We start from the raw sequence: 17,797 nt of genomic DNA, 5'->3' as shown, positions 1-17,797 counted from the left end.
CGCCCTGTACTTATGTTATTGTGTTTTTATTAACTAGAAGAAAAATCGATAAAAACTCTGAGGATAATGTGTGATTAGAAAAGTAGCAGTGTTGTTTATGGCGCTTCATCTCGCAGCGTGCCAAACAGTAAATGAACCAAGCGACAAGGTGAACAATAGTTTTGAGCAACTGCTCGAAGCAGACAAATCATTAGCGAATAAACTGAACCCATATAAACGTAGTTTGGCTGATGGTTCGTCTCAATATGATCTTCTTCCTGATATGTCACCAGAGGCACTTCGATCGAGTTATGAATCTAGGTTAGCGTTATATAACCAACTTAATCAGGTAGCTGTCGACAAACTATCTGAAGCTGATCAAATCAATTACGCAGTACTAGTGTATAAACTGAAAAATCAAATCGATGGCTACTTGAATAAAGATCATTACATACCATTGATGGCTGAATCTGGTTTTCACTCAAGTATTGCCAGAGGCGTGCAATATGGTCGTTTTAAAAATGAACAAGATTATCGAGATTACATTGCTCGACTAAACGCCCTACCTCGCTATTTCGAACAACAAATGGATTGGATGAAAAAGGGGTTAAACGAGGGAATTACTCAACCACAGGTGGTATTAAAAGGTTTTGAACACTCTATATCGGCCTACATTAACGAGTATGTTTCAAAAACAGAATTTTATAAGCCATTCAGTCGGTTACCCAGTTCATTCAGTAATGAATTAAAACAAGAAATTCTCAACACGGGAACAAAAGCAATTCGAGAAAACGTAATGCCGTCATACCAAGCGTTTTATGATTTCATGGTCAACGACTATATTCCAAACGCCAAGACTAGCATTGCCGCTAGCGATTTACCAAACGGTGAAGCTTTTTACCAAAACCGTGTTACCCATTACACAACAACCAAGCTAACCGCAGATGAGATTCACCAAATTGGTTTGCAAGAAGTGGAAAGGATCCGTGCAGAAATGGATGCCATTATTGAAGAGCTTAATTTCGAAGGAAGTTTTGCTGATTTTGTTGCGTTTCTTCGTACCGACTCGCAGTTCTACGCAAAAACAGCAGAAGAACTACTTAAAGAAGCGTCTTACATTGCCAAAAAAGTAGACGCAAAATTACCGAAATACTTTAAATTACTGCCAAGAAACCCCTATGGCGTGGCGCCTGTCCCCGCTGCCATTGCGCCAAAATATACTACTGGCCGCTACGCAGGTTCTTCATCTGATGATAAAGCTGGCTTCTACTGGGTAAACACGTATGCATTAGATCGCAGACCACTTTACGTTCTTGAAGCACTTACTTTGCATGAAGCAGTCCCTGGTCACCATTTACAAATAGCCTTGGCAAAAGAAATGGAAAATGTGCCAGACGTAAGACGTAATACTTACATTTCAGCGTTTGGCGAAGGTTGGGCACTATACGCTGAATGGCTAGGCGTTGAGATGGGGTTTTATCAAGACCCGTATAGTCAATTCGGTCGCTTAACCTATGAAATGTGGCGCGCAGCCAGACTCGTAGTCGATACAGGTATACACGCAAAAGGTTGGTCTAGACAAAAAGCTATCGATTTCTTAGCAAATAATACAGCATTATCAATGCATAATGTGGTTACTGAGATTGACCGTTACATTTCTTGGCCAGGACAAGCACTTTCATACAAAATGGGTGAACTAACAATTAAACGTTTGAGAAAAGTCGCTGAAAAAGAACTAGGTGAAGAATTCGATCTACGAGAATTTCATTATCAAGTATTGAAAAACGGTTCGATACCTTTGTCTTTGCTAGAAACCAAGATTCAAGCGTATATTCAATCAGAAAAAGCAAAGCGCTCTTAACAACAATCAAAACAAGGTAGCAAAAAAAAGTTAAATGTAGCTATTGTCGTTAGCCCAATGAATAAGTATTGGGTTAACGTTTATACATTCCAGTTTTAAACGTATCGCGCGAAACTAAATTAAATTACGCATTACTACCACATCCCCTTTTTATCAACCCAGCGAACTGCAATAGTGAACCAAGCTACAGCCGTCATGTATAGGCATAACCATAACACCGAGCTAATTTCTAACGGTGCACCCCAACCGCTATTGAGATAAAACCCAATCCCGAATATAAATAGCAACACAATAGTAAGCACTGCGTGTTTTCTTTCTTTAAAGCCTAGTAGACCCAAAGCTACCCATTTAGGCACTTTTTGCCAGTTTTCAGAATTTTTTTCTAGCATTTTTACCTCCGCTTTTGGTTTAGAAGTACCAAAATAGATACAGTACAACTGTAGAAGAAGTGTCATAGTGTCTAAAATTACTATGTAAAACATGACTTAAAGGCCAAATTTCACGACTAAAAGTCCATTTTGTGGGACTCACCTTTTTTAATTGGTACTATGTTCAATGGCTGCCGTTTTAAATAAGGTATTTAACAAGTTGGAGATAGAAAATGACTTTTGATTACAGTAAGCGTATCGCCACTCAAATCAGCGCATCACCTATCGATAGTTTGCTAAACAAAGTGTCATTAGAGAGTGTATTTTGTACTCACTCGTGCTTTTCAGCCCCTTGGGGTGTAGAAATGCCCTCGTTTGATTATTGTATGATGTTTCATTTGGTTCTAGCCGGCCAAGCAACAATAGCAGTTGATAATGACCAGCATGTAGTTAATGAAGGCGAATATATCTTGTTGCCTCGAGGTGAAGGACACAGGCTGTCTTGCGGAAATACCAACTTTTTTGTGCCTTTAGAGCAACTGCCCATTGAAATAATAAGCGATCGCTATGAGCGTTTAATCTTTGGTGGTCAAGGCAATCAAACGACTATGTTGTGTGGCGTAATCACGTTTAAACACCCGCTAGTCTTGCGACTTTTAAACGTACTTCCTACACACATTTTAATAGGAAAAAATAGCGACCGTTACGAAACGCTAAGGTCGTTGATTAATTTAATTGAGCAAGAAACTTTAATACCTATGTCTAGTAACGCGGGGGCCATTGCACGATTAGCTGATCTACTCGTTATCACCAGCCTAAAAGAATATTTAGAAACGCAGGATTCTGAAGAAATAGATTGGATGAAAGCGCTTGAAGATTCCAGAATATCTAAAGCGATTGACTTAGTGCACAATCAACCTTCTAAACATTGGAATCTAGAAGAGTTAAGCAATGCTGTAGGTATGTCGCGCACTAGCTTTACAAGTGAATTTAAGCGACTGGTAGGTACGTCACCAATAGAGTATTTGACAGAATGGCGCATGTCTTTAGCTTATGGAGATTTACAGAATACACAACAACCAATACTTGCGATTGCTTTAGATTACGGTTATCAATCGGAATCCGCGTTTTCTCGTGCTTTTAAACGAACTATGGGTTTATCCCCTAGTGCTATAAGAAAACAAACGACTAATTAACGCCCTCTCCTTACAAAAATACTTTCGGTCATCAATTTTGGACTTTCTGTTTAGTCTTTACACAATCAAAAATTCATAATTCTTCTTACCAGCTTAAAGCTTTGGTATTGAAAATAGTCATAGGACTTATCTTTTTTACCTAATAAACATAGCCTTTATTAACGAGGAGAATTCATGTGGAATTAAATACGATATGGTCATTGGTTGAATATTTACTTCAACTATCCATGCTGATTATGATTGGGCTGTACTTTATTTTCAGCAATACCATTATGCGGGCACTAGCAAAATTTGAATCTGGTGCAGACATAATGGTTGCGATAAACGAAGAAATTTTAAATCCAACTTTTCTAATGTGTTTTTTCATATCAGCAGTAGCGAGTGCTTATTTTTCACTATTTGCCGAAGGGTTTTTAGCTGCAGCAGGTGCGATATTTTTTCTAGGAACTTTTATCATCACATTATTTTTCAATGTACCGTTAAACAACAAACTTAGAGACTTTGATGGCGCAAACAAAAAAGAAATATGGCAACAGTATCTAGCCAAGTGGACATTTTGGAATCATGTAAGAACAGTAAGCGCCATTGTATCGGGTTTATTTATTAGCTTCTGATAAAACTCTAGGGTTAACCCGTTAACTTACTACCTTAGCGATACATCTAGGTACTTGTTTAGTTTGTCATTGGTTAAACGCTGTGGTGAAATCTTATCGACGATTTCTAACGTTTGATACACTTTGCTGATACCAACTCTATCGTCAATGGGTAATGTCTCGAATGGCGAGGCTTCAATAGTTTCTTTTAGCGTACTCAGTGAATTTTGTAGTTTCTCGTTAAAATCGCTTTCTGTTTTTGCTTGCTCTACGTTTGCAATGATCTCTTTAGCTTGCTCTAAGGCTTCGATTAAATTGGTGATTAACTCACTTTCTTCTTCTTGGCTTTCTTGTTCTTCACTTGTTTCGTCATCATCATCGTTTGCTTCATCAGTTTCAAGGCGATTAACTAAGTCTGCTAAATATTGCGTAAGGCTGACGGTATTGTTTTCTAGAGAGATGCTATCTGTGTCGCTTCCATTATCCGTGCCCGTCAATTTAGCGTATTCATCTTGGGAGATCAGTCCAAGTTCATACGCCCGTGCTTTTAACGATTCAATATCACCAAAATTTAACGCCCCTGCACTAAAAAATTCACTACTTAACGCATTTATCTTTTGTGCTCTTGATGATAAATATAAACTGCCTTGGGTTTCTGCTGCGTTTTGTTCAGAGGACGCACTTGTTGTGTTGTCTTCATTTTCAACACTCTCTACTTCTGAGCTATTAGTAGATGACAAAGACGAGTTATAAATTGATCCGTAAGCGTTAATATTATTTAGCATGTTAGTGGGTTCAATAAATTGACATATTGCCCAACTAAAGCAAATAAAAGGCCACACTGGCTAACTAATTAGTAATACATGTATGTAACGTAAAATAAAAAAGCGAATAGGTTTCCCTACTCGCTTTAAATGACGGTTTTGATAACCTGGTATTGGCTTATTTTTGTTCTTCTTCTGTTTCTTCGATATCTTCAGTATCCGTTACTGTTACCGTTCCACCACCAAAGTTTTTAGCTCTAGTTCGCAATACTTTTCGAAGCATTTCGATTTGCTGAGTAGATAAACTGCCAATTTGAGATCTATTATTAGCAACAAAACTTTCAACTATATCGGCACCACCTTCAGACGTTAATAAGGCTGCTGGGTTAGTGTTATAACTAGAAGCATAATTTCTAATGGTTCCCCATATATCGGTAATGGTCCAGTTATTGATATTTGGCTGTAAACTTGATGCAGCTATAAGGTTTGGCTTTATATCATCGTCAGCATATTTTGTTAAATGCGCTTTCAAATCAGGCTCAAAGTTAGGAAAAAAAGCTGCGTTGCGCTGATAAAAACTAGAAACGCGAACTGTTTCTTCATCTTTAACATAAGTACCTCGATTAGAATTTATAAAGTTTTTCGCGTTTTCTTCTAACTGCTTGTTAACGGTTTGTCCACGGTAGGCTTCATCTAGAATGCTTGGACTACCAATATAGCCTTGATACATCCCATAGAGCGTCAATGGATCATTAAAAAGTGTCGGTAGTATCATGTTTTGAATCGCAGCAAGCGTTAGTTGAAAGCCATCAACAATAACAACCGTGGTGTTCAAAATAGATTCTTCACCAGTCATTCTACTTTCTAAACGACGCACTGGATATTGCTTTACCAGTTCATCTAGCAAGGTAATGTTGTATAAATTAAGCCAATACGCTAACTGCTCTTCTTTTGTATAACCCTTAAGCGGCGTTTTAACTGGCAAGCCTTGTAAATATGCTCTTACTTTTGAGATAAACGCTTTTTTATCTGGATTTTGTTTTAAAACTTCAAACGCGAAACGATTTCCTTCAAGACCAGTTTTTCTATCAACACGCGTTTGCATCTTAGTACCGGTAGCTTTTTGCGCCCTCTTATTAAAACTTCTCGTTGAATCCCCCATCTTCAGGACATAGCTATTTAACACCATATCGACCGGGTCAAAGTTCATTTTAAGAGAAGAGTCTGGGGTATTCTGTGAAAAGTGTGTCACCCATTCATCTTCGGCAACAGCAGCGCTTGACGATAGTAAAATTAGCGACGTAGCTAAGAAATAAGTTTTAATTTTAGACTTAAACCTAATAAGCATATCAACTCCTTAAATATACAATATTCCATTCTGGGCACAATATAGCGATTTAACTAAAATTTAACAAATAGGAAGATGTAACATTAAATAACAAAATGCTATTTAACGTTTTAGGAAGTCGTATCGGTTTATCTATTTAGAATAGCTTATCTGGCTGCGCCATTAATTTGCGCAAACAACTGATCTTTAAGTTCCGCCCTATCATGCTTTAATTGATGCATTGCTTGGTCGTCAATTGGCGCACTGTTTAGTTCAAGTTCTCTAATTTCTAGATCAAGTTTATTGTATTTTTCCGCAGCAATTCTAAAGGCTTCATCTTTTTCTATTAATAACTGAATGACTTCAGCGTGTTCACCAAAATCATTCAGTAGTGAGTGGCTTTCACCTAACATATTAATTTCTCCATAGGGTCGTTAACACTTAAAGCATAGCAATCAATAATTTTAATAAAAGTTTATTTTCAAAATTAGAAAAATCCCTAATTTGCTACTAGCATTTAATTGATAAATAACAATTTAAATAAAAACTAAAGAATCACTTATGGCCAACAATAACGTACTATTGTTATATGCACACCCTGCACAACATAGATCACAAGTTAATCAAAAAATGTTTGAACGTGCATGTTCAATTGACGGTGTTACAGCGATAGATTTATATCGCGAATACCCAAGGTTTAATATCGATATAAATCTAGAACAAAATCGCTTGTTATCTCATTCTACCGTTATATTTCAATTTCCCTTTTACTGGTATTCCACTCCTTCTATTCTTAAAGAGTGGATGGATTTAGTCCTTGAATTTAACTTTGCCTATGGTCCTGAGGGAAACTCCCTTAATGGAAAAACATTACTGTGTGCGCTTTCAGCTGGTGGTAATAAAGATGCATATCAAAGAGGTGGCCATAATCAATTTACCATTAATGAATTACTAAGACCTATTGAACAAACAGCAAATTTAACAGGAATGGACTACTTACCACCATTTGTTCTTTACTCAAGCCGATCTGCCGTTTCAGAAGACAGATTGGATCGTCACCTGCTTCATTGGCGATCATTATTAACAAGCCTAGTAGATCATTCTTTTGATTCTTCACAAGTAAAAAGCTTTCCTACAATTAATACCTTATTTGATAACAACGATAAAATGACGGAGACCAGCTAATGACAGGCTATTTTATTCATGCAGTTATTTATTTGTCTGCTGCTGTTATCGCTGTTCCCATAGCAAAAAAACTTGGTTTAGGGTCTGTATTAGGCTATTTAATAGCGGGTGTCATTATCGGCCCAGTTATTGGTTTAGTTGGCACAGAAACAACAGCAATACAACATTTTGCTGAGTTTGGTGTAGTGATGATGTTGTTTTTAGTCGGTTTAGAATTAGACCCCAAAATGCTGTGGCAAATGCGTAACCGGCTTATTGGTTTAGGTGGTTTGCAAGTTGTTCTGACAACAGGTTTGTTTGCGCTTATCGCTCTACTCTTTGGACTCGCGTGGCAAACAGCGCTGGCAATTGGCATGATACTTTCGTTATCTTCAACGGCGATTGTCCTTCAAACATTTAAAGAAAAAGGCTTATCAAAAACAGAAGGAGGTTCCAACGCTTTCTCGGTTCTACTTACCCAAGATATTGCCGTTATCCCAATTCTTGCCTTTTTACCTTTGCTAGCGTTACCAGAATTATCTACGGCAGTTAGTGCTGCGGGAGAACATCATGAAAGCTACAGCTTGGTTGAGCATTTGCCAACATGGGCACATGCTCTAGTCATCTTAGCGAGTATTGCTTTTGTCGTTTTTGCCGGTCACTTTTTAAGTCGTCCAATTTTTCATTACGTTGCCAGTTCTGGTCTTAGAGAAGTATTTGTTGCTACGGCTTTATTATTAGTGGTCGGCATTGCAACATTAATGAGTTTAGTTGGATTGTCACCTGCGTTAGGTACCTTTCTCGCGGGTTTAATTTTAGCAAATAGCGAATTTAAACATGAATTAGAATCAAACATAGAGCCTTTTAAAGGATTACTACTTGGGTTGTTTTTTATCACGGTAGGTGCAGGTATAGATTTTGGTATCTTAAACGAAAACCTTGGAATGATAGTTGGCCTTACTCTGTTATTAGTTATTTGCAAAGGCGCGATTTTGTTTGTGCTTGCGACGATATTCAAAATAAAAGAAAGTAACGGTTGGTTGTTTACTTTAAGCCTGGCCCAAGCCGGTGAGTTTGGCTTTGTATTGGTAAGTTTCAGCTTACAAAATAGTGTGTTACCTCCAGCGCTTGCTAGTAACCTATTGCTCATTGTTGCATTATCAATGTTTCTAACACCACTACTTTTTATCATCTTTGATAAGGTAATTGTGCCGAAATATCAGCAAAGCCAAAATGATAAATCTTACGATCAAATAGATGAGCAAGGTAAAGTTATCATTGCTGGTATTGGGCGTTTTGGGCAAATCGTTAACCGAATGTTAGTTGCCAACGGCGTAAAAACCGTGGTGTTAGATCATGAAGCAACACAAGTTGAAAACATGAGAAAAATTGACATTAAGAGTTATTTTGGCGATGCAACTAGACCAGAACTTCTGCACACTGCAGGCATTGATGAAGCAAAGATGCTCATTATCGCCATTGATAACCAAGCTCAAGCGGTTGAGCTGACAGAGCACATTAGGCATAGCCACCCTAACCTTTGTATTCTCGCAAGGGCTTTTGACAAAGGCCATAGTTACGCCTTAAAACAAGCTGGCGCAAGTTTTACGATTAACGAAACTTATTTTTCTGCACTAAATTTAGCTGGAACAGCACTAGAAAAAATAGGCTTCCATCCATATACCATCGAAAAAAAGAAGCACTTATTTTGTTCGGCCGAGCACAAAGCGTCTGAAGAACTTTATGAAAAATGGCTTAATAGCAGCGAGGGTGAACAGTATGATCAACATTATCAACATTTGTTTATTCAGCTAGAGAAGGCAATAAAGGTTGCTATGGAAAGCGAACTGAGTTCACACCCTGAAGACGATCGTGGCTGGAAACCACCACCTGAGGGCTACGAAAAAGAGCTAAATCACTAATTAAGATATTTAAGGAAGAATGAATGGCATTAAGTAGAGTTTTCTTAGTATTAATTTTTTTCATTGCTGCTAGTTGGGAAGCTCCTGCAAAAGAACCATTGGTGATACTAAATGAAGACAATTACTTTCCCTTTTCAGGCACTAACGAAGGGATCTCTGTAGAGATAGTTAAATTAGCGTATAGTCGCGCTGGCACGCCGGTTACGTTTAAATCTCTTCCTTTTGCGCGTTTGGTAAAGATGGTAGAAACGGGAGCTGCACTCGGCGGACTTAATATTATTAAAGAAGGCTATGCGAAAGATAAGTTCCTTTTCCCTAAACACCCTATTATGCGTGTTCACACGCACTACTTTTACAATATAAAGTCTCCGTTAAAAGCTAAAAAGTTAAAAGATTTAGACAATAAAGAACTTGTTGTTGGTGAAGTGTTGGGGTTTATGTATGCTCAACATCATCTAGACAGAAGCTTTACTCGGCTTAAATCCAATAGTGAAGAACAGCTGTTAAATATGCTAAAACACCAACGTTTAGATGCCGCGTATTTAACTAAAGAGTTAGCTTGTTTTTATTCGAAACAGAATAATACACCTTTGTTAGCAGATTATGGTTTTTTACGTGATGTAGGCGCGCATAATGTTGATATGTATTTAGCGTTTAATAAGTCTCATGAACATGCGATAGAAGCTGCAGCACAATTTGATAAAGGTATGGACATAATCATCAAAAACGGTGAATTAAACGCGCTACTGAGTAAATATTTGGGTAAAGCTTGTTTGTAATTCTTCTATCCTCGCTGTAAAGAACAAAAAAGCCGCTATACAGCGGCTTTTCTAATGGGTTATTCCGTTTTAAATAATGCAGCTATTACAACCCTAATGCTTGGCACCAACGACTGGCTGCGACAAACTCTTTATGAATGAAATCTGCATCCAAGCCATATAAATCAATCAAGGATTGGACGTTTTCGCCTTTACCTGTAATGTAGTTAGTGGTCAACATTAGTAATTCACCTAACAAGCCATCATGACTGACGAGTGCACGCTCAATTGGCGTTGCTAGAGGCATGGTTTTCACAATTTCATCAATAGGCATGCTTAGCACTACTTCTATTGCGCTAAGTAGACCGGTAATGAAGGCAAAGTCGCTAATTTCTTTAAATGCACTTTTACTCGCTAAGGCTGTCATTAACTTAGCAGTAATTAATGCTTGTTTAGAAACTTCGTCTGTTTTTTCGGTAGTAAGTTTAGACAACGCTAAGATAGTAACAAATTGCTTTAATTTCTCTTCACCCAAATAAGCTGTTGCTTGCTTCAATGAAGTAATTTCAACTCGAGTGCTTGTTGCAACGTTATTTACCATTTTTAACAAGCCAACGCTTAGGTTAACGTCGCGACTGATAATTTCAGCAATAACATCAAAGTTTAATGGTGAATTAAAGGTTTCACCGATTAATTGCAGCATTTGTGCCTTAATTGGAGCTAGTGTTTGGCCTTCTACAATTTCCGGTTCGTGATAAAAATAACCCTGGTAAAAATTGAAGCCAACTTCTGCTAGCGATTGAAGTTGAAACTTAGTTTCTACTTTTTCCGCGGCAAGTTTGACGTTATGAGATTTTAATCGTTGGACTATTGGCATTAACCTTTTTGGGTTGTTTTTCTCAATGTCCACTTTAACAACATATAAGTATGGGAATAAGTCATCCCATCTATCGTCTAAGTCATACTCAGTTAACGCAATGCGATAACCTTTTTCGCAGTAATATTTTACTATCTTTTTTAATCTGTCAGTCGGCGAAGAATGACCTACAAGTTCAATAACAATCGAGTTGCTATCAAACATTAATGGATATTTGTTAATGAGGCACTTTTCGGTAAAGTTTATGAAAGCTAACTTACCCAAGCTAATTGCTTTAATATCGCCCTGTAAATGGTTTTGAATAATTAACTTTGAACTGGCAACATCTTGGTCAATTTCTGGAAATTTATTTTCAGGACTATCGCGAAATAATAGCTCGTAACCAATCGTTCTTGAATTACGATCTAAAATAGCTTGTCGAGCAATATAGGTACTGTACATCTATAGTTACTGGTTTTTTATAAGAATAATGAAACCTTAACCATTTTAATAAAAAAAATAAAGCATTAACGTCCAATAAGCACGAATTCACCTTAGAAATATTTACGTTTATTTAACAATAAAAGTAGATAACCAAGGCGTATATTCAATGTTGTTTTTATGTTGTAAATCAAGAAGATGGTTTAATAAATAAAAGACATTGGTATTATCAAACTTGTCAATTTCTATTGATTTTTTAAAGCTTGGTCCACTAGCAATAAATAAAGCCTGTAATTTGTTTGACGTGATTGGGTCAAATCCATGTGTCGCTTTAGATTCTTTTTTAAGATTAGTGACAAAATAAGCAGGAGCAATTGCTTCAACTATCATGTCAGGTATTGCAGGATGCTCACCATTAAACTGCCAATGAGTAGGGTAACGCCCTTTAAAATGTACGGTAAAGTATTTAGGGTCGTACAAACGGTTAAGCTCCGTTTGAATTTGCTGATGCCTTGTTTTATCTTCTTCGTAAATATAGAGCTGAGTTTGCCCATCAATAATGCGAGTATCTCGAAACTTCGACTTGAGTTTCTTGGTTATCATGCGTTTAGAAGCGTCTAAATCCACCATGCCGTGATCAGATACAATGATTATATTAGGGTTAACTTGAGTATCTTCTTTGATTCGCTTAACAAAATTGTGCAGTAATTGGTCTAATTTCGCAATTGCCTGTGCTAACTCTTCAGAATTTGTACCATAGTGATGCCCCATAGAGTCAATGGTCGATATATAGCTAATGACCAACTGTGGTCGCTGACTTTCCGGTAACTTTAACCAGTCTATCACTTGATCTAAACGCGTTTGGTTTGGCGTATCGTGGTGGTAAGTTTTGTTATATTTGGGTGCATTAACACTAAGCTGAGTTTCCGACTCAGGCCAAAAATATATGGCCGACTCGACTCCCTGCTCCTTAGCCAAGGCCCAAATAGGACTTGCCGTAACCCATTTACTGTTATTCTTGCCTTGCCCGAGGCGATACTCCTGCCCTATTTCTCTGTTATAGAATTTGTTGTGTACCAAGCCATGAACTGCTGGCGTTTGTCCGGTTACCATTGAAAGGTGATTTGGAAAGGTTTTACTAGGATATACAGGCATCATACCTTTGCTTGATACACCTGATTTTGCGAATTGAGAAAGAAACTCAGGTTCAAATTTATCAAGGTAGTAGTGAGCAAAACCATCAATGGATATTAAAATTGTTGGTTGTTTAGCCGAGGATACGTTTGAGACTAAAACACTAAAAAGCAAAAATGTTAAAATTAGGCGCATAGAATATCTTATTCTAGATAAAATTAAGCCAGCATAGTTAGCTGGCTTTTCACTATAATGACGGTAAAGTTACACAAACAAGTCTTTAATGTTTTTAAGATCAGATTTACCAGCAATAATTTCGTCTGGCGTTAATCCCGATATTTCATGTGGAAACACTAACCATTCATCTGATTCGTGAATATAGTAATCAGGAACTAACTCAACTTTACTGTTTTGTGGTTTATACCAAGGACATGCTACACGCACATCTTCCGGCATATTTTTACGCATTAAGATATTCAGTTGCTTAATTAGCGCATCAATACTTCGACCTGAATCAAACACATCGTCAACAATTAATAACTTATCACCAGCGTTAGCATTTTCAATAATGTAATGCAAACCGTGAACCTTGATTTCTTTACTTTGTTGATTAATTCCATAGTATGACGATGTACGAACTGCGATGTGGTCAGTTTCAACTTCTTTGTAATCAAAATATTCTTGAACGGCGATCCCTATTGGTGCGCCTCCACGCCAGATACCAACGATATAGTCGGGTCTAAAGCCATCTTCGAAAACTTTGGCTGCTACGCGAAATGAATCTTCGAGTAACTCTTGAGCAGTGATATAACGTTTGTCCATTGATGCACCTTCATTCAACAAAATTTAAAACGGCTGCAACATATACCTAATTTACCAATTGGTCAACTTTTAAAGACGAAATGTTTTCATCAAAAAAAATAATATGCGAATAAATTGCCTGAGTAGAATTTAAGAATAGTTCAAGATTAGCGTTTTCATAAGTATCTTTTACGGAGTGGTAATTTTTGTGCGTACCGACACCGTAATAAATAAAAGGTATTTTATGCCGATGAAAAGCACCATGGTCGCTAGCGTATGGCCAATTTACTCGTTTATTTTTATTGTTTAGGTGGTGACGAAAATTTTTCTTTATACGAAAAGTTGACTCTTTCACTAAGCGTTGAAATCTATCTACCTTTTCTTGATCTAATATAGAATCTATATTTCTAGAGATGTAATAAAGTGTATGAAGCCTTTTGTTGCCACTCAACATGTCCATGTTAACGTTTAGCAAGGTTTTCCCCACTATATGCTTATTTTCTTCAATAAAGCTTTTAGCTCCCTTAAGTCCCAATTCTTCTGCATCAGTAAATAATAACACTATGTTATGGTTTAGACGGCGATGTGAAAGAGCTTTTGCAATACTCAGTAAAGCACTTGTGCCTGAGGCATTATCGTCTGCTCCGTAATAAACATTTGAACGTTTTTGACCAAGATGATCATAGTGAGCTGACAATACAATATAACTTGAAGAATTAGCGGCTGATGGAATAACACCAACAATATTAGTTCCGATATAGTTTTTGCCAAGACGAGTAAAAGAAAAGTGTTGTTCGTAACTGGAAAATAACGGGCTTATCGAAAAACCTTTAAGAGCTTCAACAATATAGTACTGCGCTTTTAGGTTTCCGGGCTCTCCTGTTTTACGCCCTTTCATCTCGCTAGAAGATAGCTGCTGTAAATGAGAAAACAGTTCCTGAGGAACAATTGTACTTCCATGTACATTATTTGAAAAAATACTCAGCAATAAAACAAATAAACTAACGTTAACGACTTTGTTCAATCTAATACTCTCGAAGTACGTTTAATTTCGCTGTATATACTTCATTTGTTTCTGGGTGGTTGTTGTACTTAACTGCTTTAATTAACGCATATTGTGCTTTTTGCTGTTCGCCTGATGCTACGTATGCTTTTGCTAAGCCATAATAAAAATCGTGAACGCCTGCTCTCATTTTTATCGCTTTTCTATAGTAACTTATAGACTGTTCATAATTCCCAGCATAATATGCTTCCATTCCAAGCATTGCTTGATAGAAAGGATTACTTTTACGTTTAGAATTAACCTGCTTAAAAATTTCTCTAGCTTGCTCGGTTTTTCCATATATTAAATATATTTTTGCTAAATTAGTCTTAGCAGTTAAATTATTTTCATCCAATTGAATCGCAACGTTATAAGCATTTTCAGCTAAATCTAATCGGCCTGAAAATTTATAAATCACGCCTAAGTTAGCCCACGACAAAGAACTTAACGAATTTTGTAATGTTGCATTTTTTAAATAGGCATAAGCTAATTTGTGATTGCCGTCCAATATAGCATCTGCCGCTTTGTTGTTGTAAAACAGACCCAAAATTTCACTTTTAGATAACTTAATGCGCTCAAATCCCTGAATACTTCTACCAGCATTAAAATCAATTTCGATAGATTTATCTCCGATATAAACAAACTTATGGGGATCAAACCTATCTCTAACAAGCAAGTTTACATGACCGTTTAACATTGTATATTTACCGCTCTTGGACCAATTTTCCGGTATTTCTACATCTTGAAAAGCAACGTCTAGCTTGGCTGCCTTGGCGAGCGAATACGCCATAATAGTTAAAGATAAGCAATTAGCTGATTTTTGTTCGAAAGTTTGCGATGCGGTTAAATTCGCAGAAGAGTCATACGACATTCCTAGGTAGTCATTATCAAACAGATAATCAACTATTTTTCTTACCTTTGCTTGATAACTTTTTTCAAGTAATAACTCGCGATGAACAAAGCGCTTCATTTCATCATTGAGGGCAAATATTTCCTGTTCGGACTCAACAAGTGATTCATATTTATCGTAGTCAAAAGTGTTATCATCGTACAAATACGAAAAATCCACTTCCGGTTGCTTAACCTCAGAAGTTGTGTTGCTACACCCTGTAACTACGAAAATAAAAACAAACACCAAAAATGGTTTAATATTATCCATATACTTCTCTTGAATATTTTTTCACCATATTCTCAGTGTAGCGCATTTCTACGATTATTGTCGTACACGTTAAAGTTTTGTTACAAATTGCCCCTCTTATTAATGGGTATTCGATATAATTTGAAATGTTAAGATTTTAGTAAAACGCCTAAATTAATAGGCGTCCATACCGTTACACAAGATACTCTTCACCTGACTTATCTGTGAATGATTTATTGCAAGCTTTGTTTGAATATTCCACTTCACCAGCTTTATTCAGTTTACTTTGCTGCCTTTCTTTAACCATTGAATACCAACATGGCATACCTTCTTGTTTTTCCGTTTCTAATAACACGTCTTCAATATGTGCTTTATCACTCTTCCCTATCTCACCTGCACGGTTAAACACAAGCTCAACGTGACGCTCGTCCGCTTTTAGTAAAATTGATTCAGGGTTTTCTTTATGGCCAGCTAAAGCAACAAATTGTTTTGAATCTTTCAAGCCAGATTGTGTGCCATCTTCGAAAAACGCTAGCAGGTGATTGTAATAAACTAAATAGCTTACTACGTCACCATGACTCCCTCTATCTAACGGAAACACTTTATCTAAAAAGCTTTTTGAAAAACTGACGATTGCTTCTTGTTTGGCTTTCTGTTGCGCCTGTAATAAATGGATTTCTTGAGAAATAAAAGAGTCCAAACTTATGAACTCAGCCTGTTGTTCGCTTAATGTTTGAGTTGCAATCGCCATAATTTACTCCGTTGTACTACTAGGTGGTTTTGTTCAGAAACATTTTCTTTAATACAAATTCAGTGTAGTAAATTTATAGATGAAATTTCACAAATAAAATTTTACATTGTAAATTTTACAAAAAGAGTCTAAAAATAAAGCAACAGTTATAAGTAGCAGCGATCGTTTAATGAAGAACAATAAAAGCTTGATACGACAGTCTCATTTTCTAGGAACTAAGATCCGCAATTTGAGAAAAAAACATAACCTTACCATCGAGGATTTATCTACTAGATGCATTCACGTTAATGCAGAGTATGCCCCTTCTGTTTCTTATCTATCTATGATTGAACGTGGAAAACGTGTACCTAGTGCCGATATGCTGGAAGTTATTGGTCAGGTCTTTCAAAAGGACATGTCATGGTTTTTAGACAGCTCAAACGAAACGGAAGACATTGCTCCCACCAAAAGTAACTCAGGTGGCTTAAAAGGTATGACCTTAGAGCCGGGTTTTCTATTCTCTAACGATATTTTACAAATAGCCTTACCAGAATTATTGTCGCAAACAGGTACTACGAGTCGCCAATTTGCGCATTTACTTATCAGGGCTCATCAAGAACACCATCAAAACCACTTCCCTGATCTAGAAAAAGCTGCCGAGAGCTTAGGGAATAAACGGTTAGATTTAACCGTTAACGATTTGATTGATTTAGCACGTAAAGTAGGCATTTCGATAAACTGGTTTGATCAACCATCAAATCCGATAACCGATATAACAGGTGCAAGAACAAACGAGTTGATTACATCTTACCTAGAGCCACCAAATAAGTTATTTATCAATAACAATTTAAAAGAATTTCCTACAAGATTGAAATACGAATTAGCTGCTCATATTGGTCATCAAGTTTTGCACAAGCCTGCACAAAATGACGCTAAATCGATCCTTTCGGTTGGTGGTGGGCAAAGTCACCGGGCTGAAACAACCACCAAAACTGTTGACGATCAAGCGGTAAATCCACAAGACATCGTCCAGGCATGGCGAGATTTTGAATCCAGTTTTTTCGCTGGTGCACTTTTGTGCCCTAAAATACCTTTCAGGCAACTATTAGAACGCAATGGTTATGAAATTGATGTACATAAACAACTAGAAATATCTCCCTCAGTTGCAATGCGAAGAATGACAGCCGTTTCTAATTACAAATATTGGCACTATTTTGATGCCTACTCACCAGGAAAACTAAAAGCGGTCTATCGAGGTAATGGTATTCCTTTACCTTGGGGTAACATGAAAGCCGTAGAAAACCCGTGTCACAATTGGGCAGTATTTAGAATTGCCAGCGCCCCTATAGAAGGCAGTTCCGCTCAACTATCAATAATGAAAGTTGGCCAACAGTTTCGCATATACTGCTGTGAATCTATCAATGTTCAAGATATTGCACAAAATTCTCATGTCTTATGTGCAGGTATTGATCTAAATCCCGCGATTGAGGCTCAAGGAAATAATAGTGAAGAACTCGCGCTAGAATTAAACCAGCTTTGCTTAAACAACGGCGGACAAACCATTATTCCACCCTCAATGAAAAAGCAACTGATGAGTGTAGCCAGAATTTTAAATATTAATTGGGTCACTAGAGCTATTGATAATGGCGCGAGAATGATTTGCTCTCAAGGGGGCATGTGCCCAAATGAATAACGCTTGAACATACGTAAAAATCTATTATAT

At 37.1% G+C, this 17,797-nt stretch carries 17 protein-coding genes; 7 read left to right on the top strand and 10 right to left on the bottom strand.

All coding sequences use genetic code 11. From position 1 onward, the window contains the following. Positions 1–97: 97 nt before the first annotated feature. A complete protein-coding gene (locus ACOB80_RS06455; protein WP_473165338.1) occupies positions 98–1,840 on the top strand; it encodes a DUF885 domain-containing protein in 1,743 nt (580 codons plus the stop codon). Positions 1,841–1,974: 134 nt separating this feature from the next. On the opposite strand, the gene ACOB80_RS06450 is transcribed toward ACOB80_RS06455, so the two are convergent. Continuing rightward, positions 1,975–2,229, bottom strand: a complete 255-nt coding sequence (locus tag ACOB80_RS06450; RefSeq protein ID WP_473164994.1) for a hypothetical protein — start codon at positions 2,227–2,229, stop codon at positions 1,975–1,977. Positions 2,230–2,441: 212 nt separating this feature from the next. Between ACOB80_RS06450 and ACOB80_RS06445 the strand changes: the two genes are divergently transcribed. Together ACOB80_RS06445 and ACOB80_RS06440 are read left to right on the top strand one after the other, a co-directional pair. After that, positions 2,442–3,404 carry an AraC family transcriptional regulator gene (locus ACOB80_RS06445; RefSeq protein ID WP_473164993.1) on the top strand — a complete coding sequence of 321 codons (963 nt, stop codon included), beginning with the start codon at positions 2,442–2,444 and terminating at the stop codon, positions 3,402–3,404. 176 nt (positions 3,405–3,580) lie between these two features. After that, the gene (locus tag ACOB80_RS06440) at positions 3,581–4,018 is read left to right on the top strand and encodes an anthrone oxygenase family protein (protein WP_473164992.1); all 438 of its coding nucleotides are present in this window, start codon (positions 3,581–3,583) and stop codon (positions 4,016–4,018) included. Between the two features lie 29 nt (positions 4,019–4,047). Here ACOB80_RS06440 and ACOB80_RS06435 read toward each other — a convergent pair whose 3' ends face one another. The 3 genes from ACOB80_RS06435 to ACOB80_RS06425 all read right to left on the bottom strand — a co-directional run bounded on the left by ACOB80_RS06435 (position 4,048) and on the right by ACOB80_RS06425 (position 6,501). Beyond that, positions 4,048–4,782, bottom strand: coding sequence for a hypothetical protein (locus ACOB80_RS06435; RefSeq protein ID WP_473164991.1), 735 nt, complete (start codon positions 4,780–4,782; stop codon positions 4,048–4,050). A 157-nt stretch (positions 4,783–4,939) separates the two neighbouring features. Further along, positions 4,940–6,109, bottom strand: a complete 1,170-nt coding sequence (locus ACOB80_RS06430) for a DUF547 domain-containing protein (protein ID WP_473164990.1) — start codon at positions 6,107–6,109, stop codon at positions 4,940–4,942. 146 nt (positions 6,110–6,255) lie between these two features. After that, a complete protein-coding gene (locus tag ACOB80_RS06425; RefSeq protein ID WP_473164989.1) occupies positions 6,256–6,501 on the bottom strand; it encodes an HP1242/YdcH family protein in 246 nt (81 codons plus the stop codon). A gap of 148 nt (positions 6,502–6,649) precedes the next feature. Between ACOB80_RS06425 and ACOB80_RS06420 the strand changes: the two genes are divergently transcribed. Genes ACOB80_RS06420 through ACOB80_RS06410 form a run of 3 tightly spaced genes read left to right on the top strand, consistent with a single transcriptional unit; the run spans position 6,650 to position 9,953 of the window. Then, positions 6,650–7,273, top strand: a complete 624-nt coding sequence (locus ACOB80_RS06420; protein ID WP_473164988.1) for an NAD(P)H-dependent oxidoreductase — start codon at positions 6,650–6,652, stop codon at positions 7,271–7,273. After that, complete coding sequence (locus ACOB80_RS06415) at positions 7,273–9,174, top strand: monovalent cation:proton antiporter-2 (CPA2) family protein (protein ID WP_473164987.1); 1,902 nt, start codon at positions 7,273–7,275, stop codon at positions 9,172–9,174. The genes ACOB80_RS06420 and ACOB80_RS06415 overlap by 1 nt, the downstream gene beginning before the upstream one ends. Before the next feature lie 23 nt (positions 9,175–9,197). Beyond that, positions 9,198–9,953, top strand: a complete 756-nt coding sequence (locus ACOB80_RS06410) for a substrate-binding periplasmic protein (RefSeq protein WP_473164986.1) — start codon at positions 9,198–9,200, stop codon at positions 9,951–9,953. An 85-nt stretch (positions 9,954–10,038) separates the two neighbouring features. On the opposite strand, the gene ACOB80_RS06405 is transcribed toward ACOB80_RS06410, so the two are convergent. From ACOB80_RS06405 to ACOB80_RS06380, 6 genes are all read right to left on the bottom strand, one after another. Further along, entirely contained in the window at positions 10,039–11,250 is a 1,212-nt protein-coding gene (locus ACOB80_RS06405; protein WP_473164985.1) for an EAL and HDOD domain-containing protein, read from the bottom strand. Between the two features lie 108 nt (positions 11,251–11,358). Continuing rightward, entirely contained in the window at positions 11,359–12,558 is a 1,200-nt protein-coding gene (locus ACOB80_RS06400; RefSeq protein WP_473164984.1) for an alkaline phosphatase family protein, read from the bottom strand. A gap of 69 nt (positions 12,559–12,627) precedes the next feature. Then, positions 12,628–13,185 carry a phosphoribosyltransferase gene (locus tag ACOB80_RS06395; RefSeq protein WP_473164983.1) on the bottom strand — a complete coding sequence of 186 codons (558 nt, stop codon included), beginning with the start codon at positions 13,183–13,185 and terminating at the stop codon, positions 12,628–12,630. Positions 13,186–13,231: 46 nt separating this feature from the next. Next, positions 13,232–14,188 (bottom strand): M20/M25/M40 family metallo-hydrolase, encoded by a 957-nt coding sequence (locus ACOB80_RS06390; RefSeq protein ID WP_473164982.1) that lies wholly within the window; start codon positions 14,186–14,188, stop codon positions 13,232–13,234. Position 14,189: 1 nt separating this feature from the next. After that, on the bottom strand, positions 14,190–15,365 hold the full coding sequence (locus ACOB80_RS06385; RefSeq protein WP_473164981.1) for a tetratricopeptide repeat protein: 1,176 nt from the start codon (positions 15,363–15,365) through the stop codon (positions 14,190–14,192). 172 nt (positions 15,366–15,537) lie between these two features. Then, positions 15,538–16,095, bottom strand: coding sequence for an aldolase/citrate lyase/malate synthase family protein (locus ACOB80_RS06380; RefSeq protein WP_473164980.1), 558 nt, complete (start codon positions 16,093–16,095; stop codon positions 15,538–15,540). Positions 16,096–16,264: 169 nt separating this feature from the next. Between ACOB80_RS06380 and ACOB80_RS06375 the strand changes: the two genes are divergently transcribed. Then, on the top strand, positions 16,265–17,767 hold the full coding sequence (locus tag ACOB80_RS06375; protein WP_473164979.1) for a DUF3612 domain-containing protein: 1,503 nt from the start codon (positions 16,265–16,267) through the stop codon (positions 17,765–17,767). Positions 17,768–17,797 lie beyond the last annotated feature (30 nt).

This window comes from Thalassotalea coralli (assembly GCF_055786205.1).
The sequence above is the reverse complement of the archived record's forward strand: the minus strand, read 5'-3'. Positions and strand labels throughout refer to the sequence as shown.

Excerpts from the sequence above, each read along its gene's own strand:
- ACOB80_RS06405 (WP_473164985.1), bottom strand. The coding sequence starts at position 11,250 with ATGTACAGTACCTATATTGCTCGACAAGCTATTTTAGATCGTAATTCA.
- ACOB80_RS06400 (WP_473164984.1), bottom strand. The coding sequence starts at position 12,558 with ATGCGCCTAATTTTAACATTTTTGCTTTTTAGTGTTTTAGTCTCAAAC.
- ACOB80_RS06415 (WP_473164987.1), top strand. The coding sequence starts at position 7,273 with ATGACAGGCTATTTTATTCATGCAGTTATTTATTTGTCTGCTGCTGTT.
- ACOB80_RS06395 (WP_473164983.1), bottom strand. The coding sequence starts at position 13,185 with ATGGACAAACGTTATATCACTGCTCAAGAGTTACTCGAAGATTCATTT.
- ACOB80_RS06435 (WP_473164991.1), bottom strand. The coding sequence starts at position 4,782 with ATGCTAAATAATATTAACGCTTACGGATCAATTTATAACTCGTCTTTG.
- ACOB80_RS06445 (WP_473164993.1), top strand. The coding sequence starts at position 2,442 with ATGACTTTTGATTACAGTAAGCGTATCGCCACTCAAATCAGCGCATCA.
- ACOB80_RS06450 (WP_473164994.1), bottom strand. The coding sequence starts at position 2,229 with ATGCTAGAAAAAAATTCTGAAAACTGGCAAAAAGTGCCTAAATGGGTA.
- ACOB80_RS06375 (WP_473164979.1), top strand. The coding sequence starts at position 16,265 with ATGAAGAACAATAAAAGCTTGATACGACAGTCTCATTTTCTAGGAACT.
- ACOB80_RS06410 (WP_473164986.1), top strand. The coding sequence starts at position 9,198 with ATGGCATTAAGTAGAGTTTTCTTAGTATTAATTTTTTTCATTGCTGCT.
- ACOB80_RS06430 (WP_473164990.1), bottom strand. The coding sequence starts at position 6,109 with ATGCTTATTAGGTTTAAGTCTAAAATTAAAACTTATTTCTTAGCTACG.
- ACOB80_RS06420 (WP_473164988.1), top strand. The coding sequence starts at position 6,650 with ATGGCCAACAATAACGTACTATTGTTATATGCACACCCTGCACAACAT.
- ACOB80_RS06380 (WP_473164980.1), bottom strand. The coding sequence starts at position 16,095 with ATGGCGATTGCAACTCAAACATTAAGCGAACAACAGGCTGAGTTCATA.
- ACOB80_RS06425 (WP_473164989.1), bottom strand. The coding sequence starts at position 6,501 with ATGTTAGGTGAAAGCCACTCACTACTGAATGATTTTGGTGAACACGCT.
- ACOB80_RS06455 (WP_473165338.1), top strand. The coding sequence starts at position 98 with ATGGCGCTTCATCTCGCAGCGTGCCAAACAGTAAATGAACCAAGCGAC.
- ACOB80_RS06385 (WP_473164981.1), bottom strand. The coding sequence starts at position 15,365 with ATGGATAATATTAAACCATTTTTGGTGTTTGTTTTTATTTTCGTAGTT.